This window comes from Flammeovirga yaeyamensis, from assembly GCF_018736045.1.
GTDB lineage: Bacteria > Bacteroidota > Bacteroidia > Cytophagales > Flammeovirgaceae > Flammeovirga > Flammeovirga yaeyamensis.
Genome location: NZ_CP076132.1, coordinates 3,215,208 through 3,235,341 on the forward strand (window position 1 = coordinate 3,215,208; position 20,134 = coordinate 3,235,341).

General features: G+C 30.3%; 9 protein-coding genes. 3 read left to right on the forward strand and 6 right to left on the reverse strand.

All coding sequences use genetic code 11. The features are described from left to right. Positions 1–15 precede the first annotated feature (15 nt). Together KMW28_RS12690 and KMW28_RS12695 are read right to left on the reverse strand one after the other, a co-directional pair. Positions 16–2,826, reverse strand: a complete 2,811-nt coding sequence (locus KMW28_RS12690) for a helicase-related protein (RefSeq protein ID WP_169663095.1) — start codon at positions 2,824–2,826, stop codon at positions 16–18. 56 nt (positions 2,827–2,882) lie between these two features. Then, positions 2,883–8,213 carry a DEAD/DEAH box helicase gene (locus KMW28_RS12695; protein ID WP_169663094.1) on the reverse strand — a complete coding sequence of 1,777 codons (5,331 nt, stop codon included), beginning with the start codon at positions 8,211–8,213 and terminating at the stop codon, positions 2,883–2,885. Positions 8,214–8,350: 137 nt separating this feature from the next. Between KMW28_RS12695 and KMW28_RS12700 the strand changes: the two genes are divergently transcribed. From KMW28_RS12700 to KMW28_RS12710, 3 genes are all read left to right on the forward strand, one after another. Beyond that, a complete protein-coding gene (locus KMW28_RS12700; protein ID WP_169663093.1) occupies positions 8,351–9,412 on the forward strand; it encodes a ComEC/Rec2 family competence protein in 1,062 nt (353 codons plus the stop codon). 123 nt (positions 9,413–9,535) lie between these two features. After that, the gene (locus KMW28_RS12705) at positions 9,536–9,946 is read left to right on the forward strand and encodes a helix-turn-helix transcriptional regulator (protein WP_169663092.1); all 411 of its coding nucleotides are present in this window, start codon (positions 9,536–9,538) and stop codon (positions 9,944–9,946) included. A gap of 222 nt (positions 9,947–10,168) precedes the next feature. Continuing rightward, entirely contained in the window at positions 10,169–12,238 is a 2,070-nt protein-coding gene (locus KMW28_RS12710) for a DUF3854 domain-containing protein (protein ID WP_169663091.1), read from the forward strand. A gap of 445 nt (positions 12,239–12,683) precedes the next feature. Here the strand turns inward: KMW28_RS12710 and KMW28_RS12715 are convergent, their stop codons facing one another. The 4 genes from KMW28_RS12715 to KMW28_RS12730 form a co-directional block, all read right to left on the reverse strand. Continuing rightward, positions 12,684–12,953, reverse strand: coding sequence for a helix-turn-helix domain-containing protein (locus KMW28_RS12715; RefSeq protein ID WP_169663090.1), 270 nt, complete (start codon positions 12,951–12,953; stop codon positions 12,684–12,686). Positions 12,954–13,074: 121 nt separating this feature from the next. After that, a complete protein-coding gene (locus tag KMW28_RS12720; protein WP_169663089.1) occupies positions 13,075–14,298 on the reverse strand; it encodes a tyrosine-type recombinase/integrase in 1,224 nt (407 codons plus the stop codon). Between the two features lie 358 nt (positions 14,299–14,656). Continuing rightward, positions 14,657–16,669, reverse strand: coding sequence for a hypothetical protein (locus tag KMW28_RS12725; protein ID WP_169663088.1), 2,013 nt, complete (start codon positions 16,667–16,669; stop codon positions 14,657–14,659). Continuing rightward, complete coding sequence (locus KMW28_RS12730) at positions 16,659–20,090, reverse strand: hypothetical protein (protein WP_169663087.1); 3,432 nt, start codon at positions 20,088–20,090, stop codon at positions 16,659–16,661. Before KMW28_RS12730 ends, KMW28_RS12725 begins: the two co-directional genes overlap by 11 nt. Positions 20,091–20,134: the final 44 nt, after the last annotated feature.

Below are 20,134 nucleotides of genomic sequence, written 5' to 3' on the forward strand. Positions count from 1 at the left end.
CTATTGTGATAAGGGTTAGAAAAGTTTTTTAGCTACAGGTAGTAATACATAAACTCCAATTACCTCTGGAGGCAATACTGGGTAGACCGCTTTAAAATCTGAACCACCCACTAATGTTTTATAGCTACTCTGAGCTCCAACTAAGTTTTCAGCTCTCTCCTCCGCTAATTTTATAAACTCTTCTTTTATATCTTCAAAATTATTTAACTGCTCTTGAATATTATGTTTTCTTTGTTCCAAAGGCATATCTCCTTGAGGAACTGCATCCAATAATAGCTTCTTTACTTCATTATAAGACAATGTCTTTTTAGAAACTGAAGGATCTAAACCTTCATACCCCCAAAGGAATAATTCTTCTGCGATTAATTCATTTCTTCTACTTTTTTCACGAATTACATTTCGCACTCTAAACTGAATTAAAACCGTCAATTGTTTTACAGAAGTTGTACGTATAGAGGCTACTCTTGCTACTTTTTCTAATGTAGTTTGCTTTTCAAAAGCAGCATTCATTACCATCTGACATAATTGTTCTACAAAACGATGGTTCCTTCCTATATAAATTTGTGCTCTTGGAGTAGGAGAAACAAAAGACATAGGAATCTGTTGTAGATCACTTGGGAAGAAGACTTTTAATTTGATTGGTAAAGTATCTGCTACAATGGTATAATGATCATCTTGTTTATGAGTAATTGTACCAAAATGTTTTAGTGCGGAAATGACAAAGTTTTCTACAGATTGCACATCACCAATGGCTTCATCTACCTCTTTTAAAAGTGTTTCTATTTCAGATAGTTTTACTCTTTCATGAGCAAAGATTGACCTTAGTTTCTCCGCTTTACTCTTAATCTGACTAATCTCATTAGAGAATTTTTGTTCAAGGGCTTTACCGTTAACCGTTAAATCTAAACTCAACTGTTTCCCTTGATTTACATTTGTCTCTTCTAAAACCTCTTTTAAGATTTCATCCATTATTGAAAGGTTCTCTTCACCAAGAGAAACAGACACCCCTGTTGTACGCTGTATGTCTCTTACTTTCTTTAAAAGTACTGTCAAAACAATCTTATCCATAGGGTTATCAGAACCCCATAAAACATAAGATTTTACTTCTTCTTTCGTTTGCCCAAATCTATCTACACGACCATCCCTTTGTTCTAAGCGGTTAGGATTCCAAGGTAAGTCATAATGTAAAACAGCATCAAAATGATCTTGTAAGTTAATCCCTTCAGAGAGACAATCTGTAGCAATTAGTACTTTCTTTTTAGCCTTCCCGATAATATCAATTCTTTCTTTTCTTTGCTCATCAGAAAGCTCGGAAGTAACCGCTTCTAGGTGTACATTAGAAGGGAGTAACGGAGCTAAAGCTTCTTGTAAATATTTAGCCGTTGAAATGTATCTACAAAAGATGATTGGCGAATACTTCTGTTTTAACCATCCTTTTACCAAATCACCTGTTTTGATAACCTTTTTATCCCCACCTTTTTTCTTTACATCAATCAATAAGTCATGAATTTTAGACATGGTATTCATTTCCTTTGATGAAAACTCTAAACCGTCTAAAGATTCAATATTATCAGAATTAGCACTTAACTTTTGTCCTATTGTCTCCTCTTCTTCAATCTCTATAATGGCTTTTTTCTTCTTCATTCTATTTCTCACCATCTCAATTCCTGCATCAGGACTTGACATAATTCCTCTCAGTAATGATAAAGCAGCCCAATATTGATTTCTTTTTCCATTAGTTGTTGTCAACTGTTTAGCCAATGCCCTAGTTAACATATACACCTCTTGATAAGATGGAGAAAGTTCATAATCTAGTTCTTTACTATCTCTTTTTGGAAAAGGGAATTTTTCTTTATCCTTTAACCACCTTTCAATATTCTCTCTCTTTCTCTGAATAAAGTATTTTGAAATTAATTCTCTCTGCTTTGGTGTTGCATTCTCCAGATCCACTTTTGCAAGGTCTGGATTAAGCAAACCTAATAAAGCTGAAAACTCATCATTTTTACCAGAATGGGGTGTTGCAGTAAGTAATAAAAGATGTCTATCGAGTTTCTTAGATATATCGTTTAGTAAATGATAACGTAACTGTTGGGTATTTAATGTTGCTCCAGAAGGTAATGTACATGTATGTGCTTCATCAACAATCACAAAGTCAGGACAATCGTTTAGAAATTGTCTTCTTCTTCTTTCTGACTTAATATAATCTATAGATATTACTTGGTAAGGCAATGCTGCAAATACAGATTGATCAGTAGATATTTTACGATCAATAGCTGATGCTGTACTTGAACGAATAATATCAGCATCAATATCTAATTTATCCTTAAGCTCCTTTTTCCATTGTTCACAAAGATGCGGTGGACATATCACTGCAAATCGAGAGACATCTCCTCTTTCAATTCTTTCTCTAAGAATCATTAATGCCTCCACTGTCTTACCAATACCAACATCATCAGCAATTAATAACCTTGTAATTTGTTGTTTCAAAGCCATCACCAAAGGAACTACCTGATATGACCTTGGTCTAAATGATAGTTTACCCATACAACGGAAAGGACCTCCAGCATTTCTAAAGGATAACCTTGTTGCATGGAATAAAAGTTGAGCCGTTTCAAAGTTATCTATATCTTCAATTGTAGGTTCTTGAAAGTGTGCTTCTTTGAAGCCTCCTTCAATTTTTAACAGCGGTTTATATACTGCTGTTATTTCCTCTTCAGATCCTCCGAGTGGCTTTAACAAAAATATATCTTCATTCTCCTGAGGTAGAATTACCCATGTTCTACCTCTGAATTTGATTAGATTACCTGGTAAATTTTTAGTGGACATAATAAGATGCCTTTTATAATTTCTTTTATCTGTCAACTACTTAAAAGCAGTTGACGTTATTTTTTTAATGATGGAAATACGTAAGAATACTTTTTAACAAAGTCTTCTAATTTCTCTTTATAATTCCATTCGATAACAGTGAAACCATTATTCTGTAAAAGCTGACGCTTCTTTTTATCTTCTTCTTTTACACTTTCTTTATCATGTACACTACCATCAACAAAAATTAAATAAGGATGATCATCAATTTGAGAGACAAAATCGACACTAACATAAAAGTCTTCCATATTAAACTGAGCCTTATCTGGTAACCTCAAATTATTCAAAAATAAATAATCAATGAGCTTTTTCTCCATATAAGAATTCTTGTCATATGCCTCCAGCAGCTCCTTATGCCTATCTTCTTGTAAAGAATGTTCACTACTAGCCAAGTTACCATCCATCAACATCTCAAGTGGTTGTTTAACGGATTGTCTACTTAGGTTTTTATGATTCATCTGATTATAATATGAGAGTAGATCGTCATAAGTCGCATCCTCTCGTTTCTTTCCTGATTCAGAAGGTATTTCTTCTCTTGTTGTAATATCAAAGAAGCATGAAGTGTAGGCTTCTTCTATCACTTTATTTAGAATTGAAGGATCTTTTATTATTTGATGTAATACTCCTAAACTACCTTCAGAAGCCTCATATATTAAAATATTAGGTCTACTCTTATCACCCATTGTCCAAACACCAATCTCTCCTTCCTCTACAGAAAAAACTTTTTGTATCCCTCTTTCTAATGCAGTCATCAATGAAATAACAGTAACCTCATGATCAAATCCATCAGAAATCAATTCCCCTAATGGTTGAATATAGATAATGTCAGAAGTATCGGTTGTAAAAGGGGTCACTCGCTCTACTGTTCCTTCTTCCGCTTTTTCTGCTTGCCCCTTATTTTTCCAAATTCCATCTTTATTACCAATGATAAATCCAGGCTCCTTAGTTTCGTTAGATGTTCTCCATCTATTGTTTACACTAATTAATTTAGCAGCTGGTGCATAAGTAAATTGGGCTATATTTTCTCCACCTCTTTGATAATAAATTATCTTATTGCCTTTGCTATTATCCCAACTGAAAAAGTGCTCAATTTGATAACCTAATCGCTGACGTTCTTCCTCGAAACTTGTAATTTTTTCAATTGGTGTTGTAGCTGAATTATCCATGCTAATTAATCTAGCATTTACATCATCTAATTTTTTATTAGTGATGGGATCATTATCAACTCCTTTACCCGATTCATCTAAAAAGCCAAAACCTGTTGTCGTAGAAAATCTTATTTTATGTTTTTCAATTTCAGATTTAGGTAACTCCAATCTGTTTACTTTGTATTTATTCCCTCTATGGTAGATCATACTTTGTGGCCCGAACTCTTGTAAAGCAATCATTCTAGGTCTTGAGATATATTCCCCTTCTTCATTTGCTTTATTCCCTCCTACATATGCTCTGAGAGGTAATCTTGTAAAATTATACCCAGGTAAGAAGCCTTCTGCAGCTAAATACCTGTATAAGGTAAATTCATTTTCACCTTTATTATATGAAGATCCTAATAATTGATTCCTTTGTTTCTCTCCTAGGTTCTGATTCCTTTTAGCATCTTTATATTCTTGACTATTATCCTTTATAGTATGATCATCAATTATATTTCTTGCCTTGTCTACCAATATTTGAGCTGCATGATACATTGCTCTCCATCTATCAAAGGAATAATTAAATGAAGTTGCAAACTGATTTACTTTCTCCTCTACCCAATCTTCTCTATACCAATTTGCTATTTGGCTATTTTTAAGATCTAATTCTTCTAATATCTTTTCAAAATCCTTCTTAACAGTAACTATATTATTTTCAATATAAGCTTTTACATTCTCTTGGATGTTCTTATGTACAGGAAGATATTCTTTATTATCTACATCTAATAACTGGCCAATTTTTCTAACATCATGATGGTTTTTCTCAAAATTAAGATCCATCATAATCATTGAGTGAAAATGTGTTTGAAGTAACTCTTCATTGCTCAAATCTATCTTTGGAGCAGTTACAGCTCCTGCCACCATGTCGATTTGATTTTTAAAATAGTGTCTATCATGAGGACTAGTATTTGATGCATAAGTAAATACCAATGCTGTCTGACCACCTCTACCAGCACGACCACCCCTTTGAGCATAATTAGCTGGGTTTGGAGGTACATTCCTCATATGAACAATATTGAGGTTCTTGATATCGATACCTAGTTCCATAGTTGGAGAACAATAAAGAGCCGATAATTTTCCTTCTCTAAATTCACCTTCTACCACTTGTCTATCTTTAGCGGCTATTTGACCAGTATGTTCACCTGCTTTAAATACTTTTGGAAAGGACGAAAAATCCTGTTGATAGAATTGCTTAAAATATTCATTTGGTTGATTCTTTTTGGCATCATCAGAATGCATAACAAGACGTATCTTATCAGTATATGGCATTGAATTTTCATTCTTTTTCCAATTAATAATTGATAGATTCATCAAATAGGCAACTTCACCATCAGCAAGATTTACTGCATCAATAAGTTCAAAATTTAATAAGCTTGTAAATAGTTTCTCAATCTCACTATTATAGTTTGTCTTATTTAATTTTGGTTCATCAGGAAATGCATCCTGATACTTTCTTCTCAGGTACTTTCCAAACTGAGACCTAAACCCAATACTCTTTATAGAATCATATTTAATACTTGCTTTCTTCTTTTTCTTAGGAATATCAAACATCAAAAGGTTTGGTAAATCAATATCATTGTAACTCTTGATAGACCATGGCGTTTCAGGGTTTAATCTATCAAAAATTTGATTTATATTCTCATCAAATACATCTTGATAAAACCTATGTGAAACTGCAAAAGATGTTCTAAAAAACTGTAGAATCTGATAGACAAAATCATATCTATCTTCTTCCTTATAACTTGATAGCCAATCACTGTTCTTATAAAACTCCTCATTAGCTACATAATCTTTAAGGTCTCCATATTCAATAGATAATAAACCAGCTCCTTCTAGGTTAGGTGTTGTATACCTCCAACCTAATTTAAGCTCTTCCATTACTTTATAGAAAATAAAGAGGCTTAAAATTCTTTGGTTCTCTTTTTTGGATACGAAACTTACTTTTGAAGCATAGTCCTCTTCTTTTAAGTTTAACATATCTCTAACTTTGTCAGCAATCGAAAAAATATCTAAAGTATCAAATTTCTTAACTGCAGAATATATTGCTGAACGAAGCTGACCTAATGTATAAAAGTGATTAAAATGTCCTGCTTGTAATGAAGCATCTTGTCTATTATCAGTAAAACTTAATACCTTTTGATCTTGTAATGGAATTTTCTCGTTTACAAGAGCTTCTAATATACTGTATGATATAATAGTTGTAGCAGAAGATCTACCCTCATTACCTATTCCTGATAACTTCGTTCTTTCAGTTGCTTGACCTTCATACATCACATCACATGTAGGATCAAAAGTAAAATGAGTTGGAATAAATAAACCTTCAAAAGGTAAATTTGCATTATCATCTGAGAATTCTCCATTTTCATCAAAGAAAATTGGCTTAGGAAGATAATGTTCATGGTAATTTGTCAGAGTTCTACCATCTTTCTTAAACCATGTCTCAGGTAGGTATTCTAATTTATCTTCATTCCAGATTTTATCCAAAACAGTATCATCATGAGCAATTAAGATATAACCTTGAACTAATTGGTTTGGAGTAAGTTCTTTTCTTTTTGTCCCTAAACTTTTACTCCCTTTTAAATCATCTTGCTTAATTTTAGGAGATAAATTCTTAAAGTCTCTGCCCAATAACATCCCATTATAATAATTCTTTTCAACACACAAAAATTCATACCCTGAGTGTCTACTAAACATAATAGGAAATAGAGGTTTATCCTCATATGTAAGAGCATCTTCTAAAGTAATATAACGAGTTTTATCGTCACCTAACGTTGAATATATATTACCTGTTTGAGAAATAAATTGATGAAATCTAAATGGAAGGAATGATCTTCTTTCTCCCATTTCTACATGTTTCATATTTAAAGCCTCAGCCCATCTTAATAGTTCCTTTACCCTTTCAGGTAAATCACTAGATTTTAGGTTTAAATCAGAAGATAAAGTATTAACTATGTCAGATAATGTCATCGGTTTTCCTCTTTGGATGACCTCATCATGATCGGATAATGCAATATTCTTCTCAAGCCAAATTGCTAATGGATTATTGATAAAATCATCTACTTCAACTTTCACTTCATCTTTGGATAACGATTTAACTTTATCGATATCTTTATTGAATGATTTGTCAAGCTCTTTTATTAATTTATCTCGATTAAAACTTCTAACGTTAGTGCTATATTCTAAATACTCTCCAATAATTTGATCACTAGAGAACTTAGTACCAAAAAGTGTTTTAGCTACCCCTGCAATACCTTCTTTGACTTTAGAAATAGTTTCTCCCGTAGCCATTGTCGCAGATGTACCAATACAAATAATATCTCTTTGTACGAGAGCTTTCAGTCTTCTATTCAACATAGAAACATCAGCTCCCTGTCTACCACGATAAGTATGTAATTCATCGTAGACTAAGTACTTCAGTGTATTTTGAAAACTATCTCTAAGACCTTTTTCTTTTTTACGAGACATGATTAACTCTAACATCATATAGTTTGTTAGAATTATGTCTGTTGGCTTTTCTAAGAAATCATCCTTTTGATTCTGAGTTTCTTGACCAGTATATTTTTTATAAGTTACAGGAAATTTTTTCGTGCTTTTTTCTCTATATAATTCAAGTAACTCTGATAATGGTTTTTCTCCCCCATTTTCTAAATGACCTTCTATTTGTTTAATATCTTCCTCAGAAGTATATTTCTTCAAGTAATTCACCTCATACTTCATGATCTCCTCTTCTTGGGAATTGATCAAAGCATTCATAGGATACACAAGAATCGCTTTTACACCCTTTTTAGTTGTGTTTTTTTGAAGTATGTCATTAAAGATTGTACCTAAGAAGGTAAGAGATTTACCTGACCCAGTACCAGAAGTTACAATAAAGCTTTCACCATTAAGACCTTTTTCTAAGGCCTCTACTTGATGTTGATATAATGTGTAATTACCAAATATGGTTTTAAGTTCAGGATGAATTCCTGATATATGATCTAATGGCTTTCCTTTTGCAAAAGATGGATTAAATTGGATTAAAGGTTCTGGTAAAAACTTCTTCTCTTTAAAATGTTGTTCAACAGTCTCCCTAATCTTTTTGTTTTTTATCTGGATAAAGCTTTGTAAGTAGTTCTGATATTTCTCTACAACTTCCTGATGGATTTTAAAAACGTTCATTAGCTAAAGGCAAAAATTACTCTTATATAATTACCGACAAGATAACATATTAAAATTAAGATTAGTGTTACATTATATTTTAATTAATTTTTTTAGATCTTGTTCTTGTCTTAAATCAAATTAAATCAATAATTATTATGAAATATTATCAAATCATTGCTTTACTTCTTATTACTATAACGAATTCTTTCGCACAAATTGAAGTGCATGTACTTGATGTTGGTGCTGGACATGCAACAATCTTAGAACTTGAAAACAATAAATGGGGAATTTATGATGCAGGAGGCGCACACAAAGACAAAGGAAAAACTTTTAAAAGTAAGATAAGTAAATTAATACCAAAAGGAGATTCAATTGAATTTATGGTACTATCTCATACAGATGCAGATCATATCTATGCGGCAAAATATGTGTTAGAAAAATATTATGTGAAAAAAATAATTACAACTGGATACACAAAAAATAATATTGGAAATAACCATAATTCTTATTGGAATCGATTATTACGTAAAATTGAAAAAGTAGAATCCAAAAAGAACACACAGGTAATAAATTTAAATAAAGAAAAAAGAAATATTAGTACGCAAGACAACTTTTATGTAGGTCAATCTTATTTTGAATTTTTATCTGGATTCCACCAACCTTTACCAAATTGGAATTTAAGTGAAGCTAAATCAGTAAATGCTGTTAGTATAATTATGAAACTTACTTACATGAATAAGTCAATTTTATTCACTGGAGATGCAGTAGGTCGAAAAATTGGATCAAATAACTCAAATCTAATTGCAACTGATAAATTTTTAGCTGAAAACAAAAAAGATGAATTAAATGTAGATGTAGTTATAGCTCCTCATCATGGTGCTGATAATGGCTCTTCAAAAAAATTCTGTGAACTAACAACTCCAAAATATGTGATTTTCCCCGCAGGAAATACTTATGGCCACCCTACCAAACAAACAGCAGATAGATATCATTTATTTGGTGGAACTTCATATCAAAATATTTTCAGAACTGACAGAGGAGAAGGTTGGGTTAACTCTAGTGAATATAATAATTATATAAATGCAAAATATAATGATGTAAGAGAGTGGGCAGGGCAAGCACAAAAAAACTACAAAGACAAAATAGGTGATGATGATATTTATATTCGAATTTCTAAAGCAAGTATGTTAGAAGTAGATTATTATTCAAAAGAATAAAGACAACTGATTCAAGCCCTATATTTTAAGATTTTCCTATCTAAACCTAATCGCTAAGAAAAAAAAATACCTTTTTTTGAAAAAAAATTTGATACACTACATTTTTAGGCTCAAACTTGTAATATGAAACGAATACTTAGAAGTAATCGAATATCTCAGTTACGAGAAAAGTACAGTATCTCAAAAGCTGAACTAGCTCAAAAATTAGGCGTTCATCTAAGAACAGTAAATAACTATGAATCTGGGGAGACTCTTCCTAAGGCAAAAGATTTATTAGTTATGTCTAAGCTATTCAAGGTTTCTATTGACTTCATATTAGATAATGAATCTATTGAGGAACAAAATACAGAAATTTTCAATCCATTTTGGGGCGAAATTTTATGGGAAAATAGCACAAGGAAAGAAATTAACGACTTAGCAGAAATGTTAGATTTTGATACTTTGAAGCTAAAATCTCTCTATTACATGTTAAAAGCAAAATTTAAGAATGAAAGAGCTGAAGCATTAAAAAGTGCTTTCAACTTAAACGTATAACAAATAAAAAAAGCATCATTGCACGGGAAATGAAATGATGCTTATAGTTCTCACATACAAGTAATGTAGGAGTAAATATAAGGTGTAAGTTATAGTTGGCGCTATAACATACATACTTAATCCGTTTACTGTATACTACAAATTTAATAGAACCTTACGAATTCTCAAAAAAAGGTTGATGGTAGAAAACACCCTATAATTACTTGTGCATCAATTTTATTAATGAATAGCACAGCTAATGTTATTCTATCGTTACCTAAAGAGTATTGGGATCTCAGATTAGGTAAACATAGATACACCTTTTCAAAAATCAATAAGGAGGTAGAATTAAACAAACAAGATAAAAGTGTTGATTACTACATCTATTATTGTGATTTAGAAGGTAATCCCATCAGATATAGGCCAGAAAATAATAAATGGGAAAAGATATACATCAGAGTAAGAGTATCTGATGAATATTTAAAAAGGACAGGTAAAAACTTCAAGTATAAATCACCTAAGGGACAACCCTCTCAAATATTTCTCAATGGTTTATATCACTGCTTCTATGGTAAATATGATAAGATAAAAACCCTTACTATTGTTGAAGGAGAGAAAAAAGCGATGAAACTCTGCTTAAATGGTATACCTGCAGTCGGAATACCTGGAATTCATTTTACTAAACAAAAAAACACAAAACTATTACGCGACAATATTTTACAATTACTCAATGATCTTAGAGGTGTTGAAGTTGTTAATTTATTATTCGATGCAGATTTAAGAGAAAGCTTTACTGACAAAAGAAAGGTATCATTTTATAGTGCTGTAAGAAACTATGTAACAGCAGCGAATAATCACCCTAACCTACTATTCTACTTTATACACCCAAACGAAAATTTCCTCCACAAAGGGTTAAAAGGAATAGATGACATTATTATTGATCTCAATAATAGAGGAGAAAAGAAAGATTTAGAGAAAATTAAAGATACTATCATCGATGGTACAGACATAAATGGTAATCATTTAATCAAGAAGTTTTGTGCACATACTCACGACAACCATTTCTTTAGGTATTATTTTTTTGAACAAAGTGTGAATATGCCTTCAATTGAAGAAATTTATGATTTCATAAATGATCTTCCTTATTTTGATTCATTGAGGGTCCATGGTGGAAAACCAAAATTTTCGGGAAATGGAAGATATAAATTATGTATTGATCCTCACTACAGTAAGAAATGCTTTCATGCTGATAATCACATCCCCTTTTTCATTGCTAATTTTTGTACTATAAGATTAAGAAAAAGTAAATTCCTGAGAGATAATAAATCAATACAAAAAAAGTTGTACAATACTATCAAATGTTCTCGATTCGAAGATGATTATTTAACAGAGCAAATACAAGCGCTTCGATATCAAAATATCGCAGAAGAGGATATTCTGAAAATCTGTTTTTTTATGCAATTCATTGAGATTAGACAGGGGAAGCTTACTCCTCGCTACAAATTTTATAATCCATACACAATAAATGAACTAAATGAGATTATCGATAAGGTTAAAGAAGAAAAATGGAAAACAAATGAGTATTATTATGTATTAAACCCAAATAGAGAATATCTTCCAAGCGAAATTGGAAATATTGCTGTAGAATCAAAAGCGAAGGTAAAAAGGATAAAAATCGCCAAAGAAATGTCTGCTAATTTGAAAAGCATAATGACTATTGATGAATTAGCAAGAACGCTATCAACTTGCCATAATACATTGACATTAAAAAAAGCATGGAAAGAAAAATTCGGGAAGGATTATCCACCTAAAAGAGTAATTACTGCACTTAGGATTAGTAATACATTAAAAGACTACATCCATTTAACTTGTGAAGAAGTTAGCTATATATTGGGGATATCGCTTAGAACTGTCAAAACGTATTGGAAAAAGAAAGGTGCAGAAATATTGAAGGACTATATATATTTTGTAAATATAGTGTATCAAAAAAATTGCACCATAACTTCAAAAGTAGAATCTATGTCCACCTACAATGAAGATGATGCTGTAATTCATATTTCTAAATGTCATGATGTTATAAGAAATGGAGAACAGAAGACATCCAAAGAAATTCGCGCAGAAAATAAGTTAAGTGAGTTTATTATAGATTATACTAATGGACATAGATTTACCCTTAAACAAATAATGGTTGGATACAACGTAAATAAGAAGATTGCTAAACAGTTTATTACAAACCTAAAGGGTAACAAAAAGGCAATAGCTCTAACTAACCCCTATTCAAGTAATATCCTTACAATACCTCCTTCAGGATAGTTTGTTACTAATCAAAATCTAGGATATCGTTCTAATATAGGAAATCGGGCAAATCAATTGTTTTGGGCCCGAACTTTAAGGTAACAAAAAGTATGGGATATGATAGGAAATGATTACCATTCATGTAATTTTCAGTTAAATCATAGAAGGTTCTGTCTTCTGTGTTAGGTAGGCATAAGTCTTATTGTATTAGGTTTGGTAGGAAGGTGTCCTAGTTCATTACTCTTTATAGATTCTTATAGAATCTAATAGCCCCCCCATTAAATAGGTAGTATAGGTAAAGTATTCTTTGCCCTAGTCAGAAAAAAATTTTCCGAGATTATTTTTTAGGCACTAGGTTCAATAAGGATATAAAAAAAACTCCTATCCAAAATTAGATTGAATAGGAGTTTAGATGGTATTGTATTCAAAATTTAAGCATAAGTTGTCCTTTGTGGAAAAAGTATTATACTTGCCCTTCTATAAATGCTTTCATTTGATCTCTACTAACCATTGTTTTTCCACCGAATTTATTGTAGTGCAAAGTTCCATTTCTCATATACTTATAAATAGTTGTTCGAGATAACTTGTATTCAGTCATTACTTCATTTATAGTCATCCATTCTTTTTTAGAGGCAACGTTTTTATTAGTTACTCTATTTTGCTCCATTAAAAAACTAGTCTGTTTTTGAATCTCATCTAATCTAAGTAAAATTTCTTCAAAAGGATTTACCATATTAACTAAAACATTTAAAGTGATATTAATTCTTACAATGCTAAAGCAAGTAGTATAGATTTCTGCAGAGTATCCAACATTTAAAGAAAAATATTTACAGTATTTTACAGTCCCGGAATTACTACGATGATAATGCTAATCTCACTAATTCCATTTCTTTTTCTTTTGGGATATTTACATACTTAGAAAAGCTTTTTTCGTCTTTGTGACCGGTAAACTTCATCACTGTTGCAGATGGTACTCCCTTCAATAATAACTTTGTAGCAAATGTTCTTCTTCCTGTATGTGTTGTAATCAATTCATATTTTGGCTTAAAAGATGTGATCTTTTTATTTCCAACAAATTGATCCACTTCAAATTCATCATCAATACCAGCAAGCCTACATGCTTCCTTTATATATTTGTTTAGCTTTTGGTTACTAATTGCTCTTAACTTACCAGAGATCAGATCATGAACTATTCTAGAAGCGTCTTTATTCAATGGAACTTCTATCCTTTCCTTAGTTTTTGTTTGTCTAATTGTCAAAAATTCATTCCCATTAGTATCATACCTCAACTGGCCCAAATTTATTTTGGTATAGTCACTAAACCTTAAGCCTGTTAAAGCAGATAAAATTAACAACCATCTTGCATTGTCTAAGTATCCTTTTTCATATTCTGCATTAAACAACTTAGTCAAGTCATCATCACTTAATATTGGTTTAAGTATATCAGGTTGATGTGTTAGTGAGAATTGCTTATGATCTTCATTTTGTGTCAGCTTCATAGATTTACTCCAATTTAAGAATGTCTTAAATAGACCTAAATATTTTGCTGTAGATTGAAGGTTAAGTTTTGCTTGATAGTAAAAGTAATCTTGAACCAATTCTAAAGTTTTCCTATCAATGGTGTCTAAATCAAATGTTATTTTCTTCTTCCTTTCAAAAGCTTTTAGATGAACAACCAACGACTTGATTTTTTTAATTGAAGATAGTGACAATCTTTTTTCTTTATACTTAAGATAATCGTCGACAATAGACCAAAATTTTTGCTTAGTAGATACTACTTTCTCTTTAGGCCTTAACCTATCAGTCATATATTCTACATCAGCTATAATCCCATCACTTTTAGATTCAAGATATATTTCTAATACCTTATTTTTGAACTCTTGTAATTGCCTATTTAATACTATCGCATTTGGATTGCTTGAAAGAACCTTATTATTTTTCTTACTCCAATGTTTAGGTGGTATTGAGATTCCAGTAGACAACCTAATTAGCACATCTACTCCGTCAGCGACAATACAAATAATCCTTGTAACCCTTTTCGCATTTTTCTCCTTTAAGAAAAATTTTACCGTTGCCATGTCATTTGATCATTAAATACTTTCACCGAAAAAGCGGTGAAAATATTGGTGAAAATAAAACTGTACTGGAATGAATAATCTCATACATTCTAATAGCAAATTGTATAGATAAATGCAGACTATCCAATCATTTTGACTATTTCTAATAAAATTGTACAAATAGTTCTATTTCCTCCGACTCCACAACAAACCGCGTTTACAGTGATGTAAGGGCGGTTTTTTTTGTTTGTGGGGGAAAATGGTGGTGAAAATAAAAATTTCGACTTTTAAGTAGTTGTGCTTAAAAAGTTTAATTACCTAGAAGTGATATACCAATTTAACTTAATTACTTCAATATCATTTCTAGGTGATCATATAATCAAAGCATCTTATTCAACTCATTTTGTATAAAATCAATTTTTCCAATCTTCAAATGTTCTCTCAAGTACTTAAAAGGGAAAGGTAGAACTGTCGGTGCATTGACCCTTACAAAATCCACTTTCATCATTTCAAATAATATTTTTATTAACGACTCGTCCATTTTACCGTTAACACAAGTTACTTTTCTTATAACATTTGTTTTATCTAGTTTAAATTTATGTTCCTTACTTGGAGATTGAGCCCAATAATAAATTTCATTACCATTTTTATGGTAACAAAGGTTGAATAAACTATTCCCATATAACTCAATATCTGAACTAGATTTGATACCTTTTTCAACCTTAACATCTAATTCTTCTTTGATTTTAGAGAGTAATAGCTTCTCCAAGGGATGTGGACCCCATCTAAAAAATAGCTTTCTTACCTCTTCAATACTTAAATCAACTTTTAAAGATTTATCCAAATCAGTTTTTAGGTCATTAAATCTTTTTAAACTTTTTGACTCAGGATATTCTTCACGAAAAGATTCAGTTATTTCTCTTAATTCCATTAGGCTTAACTCTACTTTATTGTAATATTCTTTTTTCTGAGTATTTAGCCAATCTATCATTGGAAATGATCTTAAGGTTGTTTTTTCAATAATATAAAATGAATTATTATAAACTATACCTCCTTCAACATTAGAACCTGTCATTTTATCTTTATGAAAAACATCATTCTTTGGAATGTAAGTACTAAAGAATTTTTGATCAAATTCTATTAAACCATTAGTGGAAATACTTAAGATCAGTAAATCACTTACTCTCTCTTCTTCAGAATGCTCATATTGATAGAAAGATATAGGATTAATTAATTTATAGTTTATCCAGTTTGAATTTATCATTTTCTGGAAATAAATATCTTCCTTAATCGTCATTTCTTGAAGAACCTTACTTAGATATGCCTTTTTAGAATTTGATTTATTGAACTGTTCAGCTATAATATTCTGGTAAATAAATTTTTGATCTCCTTTCAAATGAGGATCATTTTTTCCAGTATAAAACTCTTTTGAGTTGACAATATTTAAAAGAAAATCGTTTTCACCTACATCATTTAGAGATTTCAATTCTGCACACTGTAAACCTAACTCACTTAGATAATCATCTATGTCAACTCCTACAGAAGTATTATTATAATAATAAATCGGTTTAGTTATTGATCTGAATGAATTGCCTGAAATTAAACAATCACAGAATGACTCGAAACAAAATTGATTAAACTGCAAGTTGTACTCACTGTAGACACTTTTAATTTCATTTAAGATATCAATCAGCACTTGTATTTTTGTATTCTCAAACTCTTCTATATTTAACCCCATGAAATCGACATTGTTTTTTGTCTTCGTCACTTTTCCTTGAATATAACAATCATCACTTTCATGCAAGTCTCTTCTAAATGTTAAAGTATCAGCATCAAATACATAAGTGGGTCTTGACAAAATCTTTTTCCTCTTGTCTTGAGAACAATTTTTATTGTAGTGAAAAACTAACCTTCTAGGAGAAAATGTAGTCACTTTTAGAGATACTACACAATTTTCATCAATATCTATTTTTAAAGCAATTTGTTCTTTTCCCTTAGACTTTAATTTGTAAAAAATCTGTCCAGTAATATTACTGTATCCAATCTTATCTGCATTGCCTAATGAATTCAATAGTAGTTGGAATAATACATCATCCTTTACAGTACTTTCATTTAATAGAAATGGTTTTGAATACCCTTTATTTTCTTTTTTAATTGCATTATCTAAGTATGAAAGAATAAGGTTAGACTTTGAAGCATCTGCAAGTAAAAAAATAGATTTCCCTTTCTCTTTACTCATAATTGCATGTACTCCTTCAATTACTTTATCTAAAAATAGATCTTTGTAGGACCATTTACTCACTACATTTATTTGTATTATACTATAATCACAAAAGAATTTTTCCTTTTCAAGGCGAATTCCAAATTGGTTTAAATAAGCTTTAGTTGACATATTTTTGGATTTTTATAAATGAAGAATTTATCAATTTACCATCATTATCTAAAAGACCAGGGATTTCAATTAGCTCCTTTCCACCTTGTGCTGTTTCGATAATTCTATGGTTTGGATCATCATTGATTAGATTGATGATAAGTACTACTTTAGCATCCACCCTATTCATTTTTTCAAAATTTCTTTGACGTTCTTTTGTTGCTTTCACAGCGTAAGAAGTGTTCCAATGTTTAAAATCAATATAAACATCATCATTAACTCTAAAATCAAATACTTCAAATATTTCTTCAGGTAATTCTAATAACTCTATGTTCAGAGTTTTTTCTAATAAGATTTGTCCTGCTAATTCACCTAATCTACCCAAGTAAATATTTCTGTAAGCTACTGGATTTAATATGTAATCGTTCTCTGTAAATACTAAAGGTATTTTTCTATTTAAAAATTCATCCCTTAATAATGGTACCTTTTGTATTATATCCAATCGAGCTGACAAATCACTTACTTCAAAAGATTTCTTATTATCAAAAGAAATCTCCAATGGATGTTCTTTTGTATGAATAGAAAAATCAGTGTCTGTAAAAAAAGAATATGAATTAACTTTAGAAGGTTGAGGATTTCTAATAAAAAATTTTGCGAACCTATGATTTGAAATTTTGTTTTGAGATATAGTTGGGTTAGATAAAATAAAGTCACTGAGCTCATGATAAAGCTGAATGTATCTCTCATCCCAACTACCATATGTAATCTTTTTTATAATCTCATTACTTAAAATAGTATTATTAATATTAATATCTTTTAAATGGGATGAGTCTGAATTCCAACTTAATTTTTCAAAACAATATTGATGTAATAATTCATATTCCTTACCTAAAAACATTGAAGAAATATCAAACTTACCGATATACTCAATTAATGATTGATCTATATATATTTTGGTTTCAATGCCCTTTGTATTTGTTCTAGAGAGCCTTCCAACAGCTTGAATAATAATTTTATTTATAGCATTGATAAAAAACATTTTCCTTTTGTTGTTAAAAGGAGCTTTTTCATATTTATTTCTATTCTTTTTAAAACCAAATAATAATCTAAGATACCTCTCTGTATAACTTAGTCCATCGAATAAGAATAAATAGGTGGTTTCATATAAAAATTGAAGAAGATCTTTAGTTTCAACCTTATTATCACCACTCAATGAGTTAATGACATAAGTCGGCGTTTCTAAATAGCACCCATCAAAATCTTTTTCTTCATTATTATAATCTAGTCCATTTATCGAGTAAACGTTAATATCTTCAGGAATTTTATATTGAATATTTTGTCCTGCTCCCATTGTATTATAAGTGGTAATCAGGAATGCCTTCTCTCCCATTTCTGCTCTTTTTCGAACATTTTCTATATTTTTTTGATAGGTTGGTCCAATTGCAAAAAAGATATCTTTATTTATTTCATTTTCTGATTTCTTTAATCCTTTTTCTTTTAAATAGGCCTTTATTACTTTAATTAACTGATGCCTATTAAAATATTTTGAATCATTAAAGCCTTTATTTAAAAAGCATATAAAAGAGTTGATATTATTTGATACTTTAAAATCATAATAGATGACAGCAATATTAATTAACCTTATTATATCAATTTCTTCCAATTGATCGCTTAAACTAGAAACCATGGTTTTATGTGGTCTCAATTTGAAATTTAGATTAATTATATTATTCAAATTTGAAGTAGTATCATTAATCTCTTTAATATTAAGTTTCGTTTTATCAAATAACTTATATTTCTGATAAATTGAATTCCTAATAATTTCTTCATCAAAAAGATCTAATTGATAAAAATGCTCATTCAGATATGCACTTAAAGAGGGAATGGCAAAGTTTGATATTGATGAAGAAATATTTGCCGTTGCACTCATACCAATAACCATCGCATTTTCACAAATTTTCATTAACCATAACTCAGGGAAAAAAGCTTCTACTTTTTTAAACACCGTTCTAGTGTTATGTGATGGATTGTCAAAAATATCTATGTAATGAAAGCCTTTTGTAATTAGAGATAACTTTAAATTCTCATTGTTAGCTGGTGTAATTATATGATAGTACTCTATGAGTTGAATAAAATATTCTTGAATCTCTCTCTTTTGTGAATCAATATGTAATGCATCTAGTACCGTATAAATTGCATCATCATAAGATACCTCTGAGTTTAAGTTTGTATATTCTTCTGTTAGATCGTAAACAAAATTTGAAAATTGAATTAAAAGCTTATTGATATTATTCAATACCAATAATAGGTTTTTAGAATCTGTAGGTTTTTCATTGATAATAGAAACCTCATTATATTTCTCTTTAACTCTAAAATGTCTCTGATAATAACTTCTTACAAACCCTGTATCTTCACCCTCCGAAGGTTCTGCTATTGTTTCATTGGTGAAATCTGAAAATAGAAATGATTTTGGCTGATCATTATCTTCTGTAAACTTATAGGGAAATGAAAGTTTATAATCTTTATTATAAGTTTTAGCTCTTTTTACAAGCGATCTATACCTTTTTTTGAAACGATTATTTAATGCTTCTTGATTAATACCAAATAAATTTACAGGGTATGGTTTTGAGTTTAAAATTGAATGTACTTCATTAACTCTAGAAATTACATCTCCTTTGTTCGCATTACGATCTGCAATGTCTATAAATAGATCCAATAGGTCTTTTTTACATGAATCAAATTCGTCTATAATAAAAAGTCTATCTTTTAAATTTGAGTCAACTATAAAAGTATGTTTCCCAGAAATAATAGTATCAACTGAAAAAAATACTTTTTTTATCGTAGCAAAAACAACTTTTGCTTGTTTTAGTTTTACCTGAGGATATACTTCTTCAACCCAACTGAACCTTTCATGATTTCTTAGAAGATCAATACTTACTGTTCTATTTTTAAAAGACTCTTTTATTCTTTTTGAGAGATCTTTCCTGAAATTTCTTTCTGCTTTACTTAATTGGGCTTCTAGCTGTTTTTTATAAGCACTGTCATCTATATTTGAGTCCTTAAACCTCAAATAGTCCTTATAACATTGTTCCAGTTCAAGGTATAAACTTGCTTCTTTTTCAACTTTGGGAATTTTAATTCTACCTTCCAAAAGACCAATAACACAATCAACATTACTTTTGAGGTGAACTACAAAATCATCACAATATTCTTTCCCCTTTTCTCCATACTTTTGTTCTATTTTTTCACAAAGTTCTTCATAGGGTAAATTTTTCTTTAATGTTGTAAGAAAGATAATCTGCTTTTTTGAGTGTTTATTATTAAAAACAAACTCCTCAATAATATATTGAAGAGAAAAAAATGTTTTACCAAGCCCGGTTGGGAATGGAAAAATACTCAACCCTGAAATAAAACTACCGAACTTTATAAATAACTCTTTCATTATGTGTTATAATTAGCATGAATCTATAACACAATAATACCTTA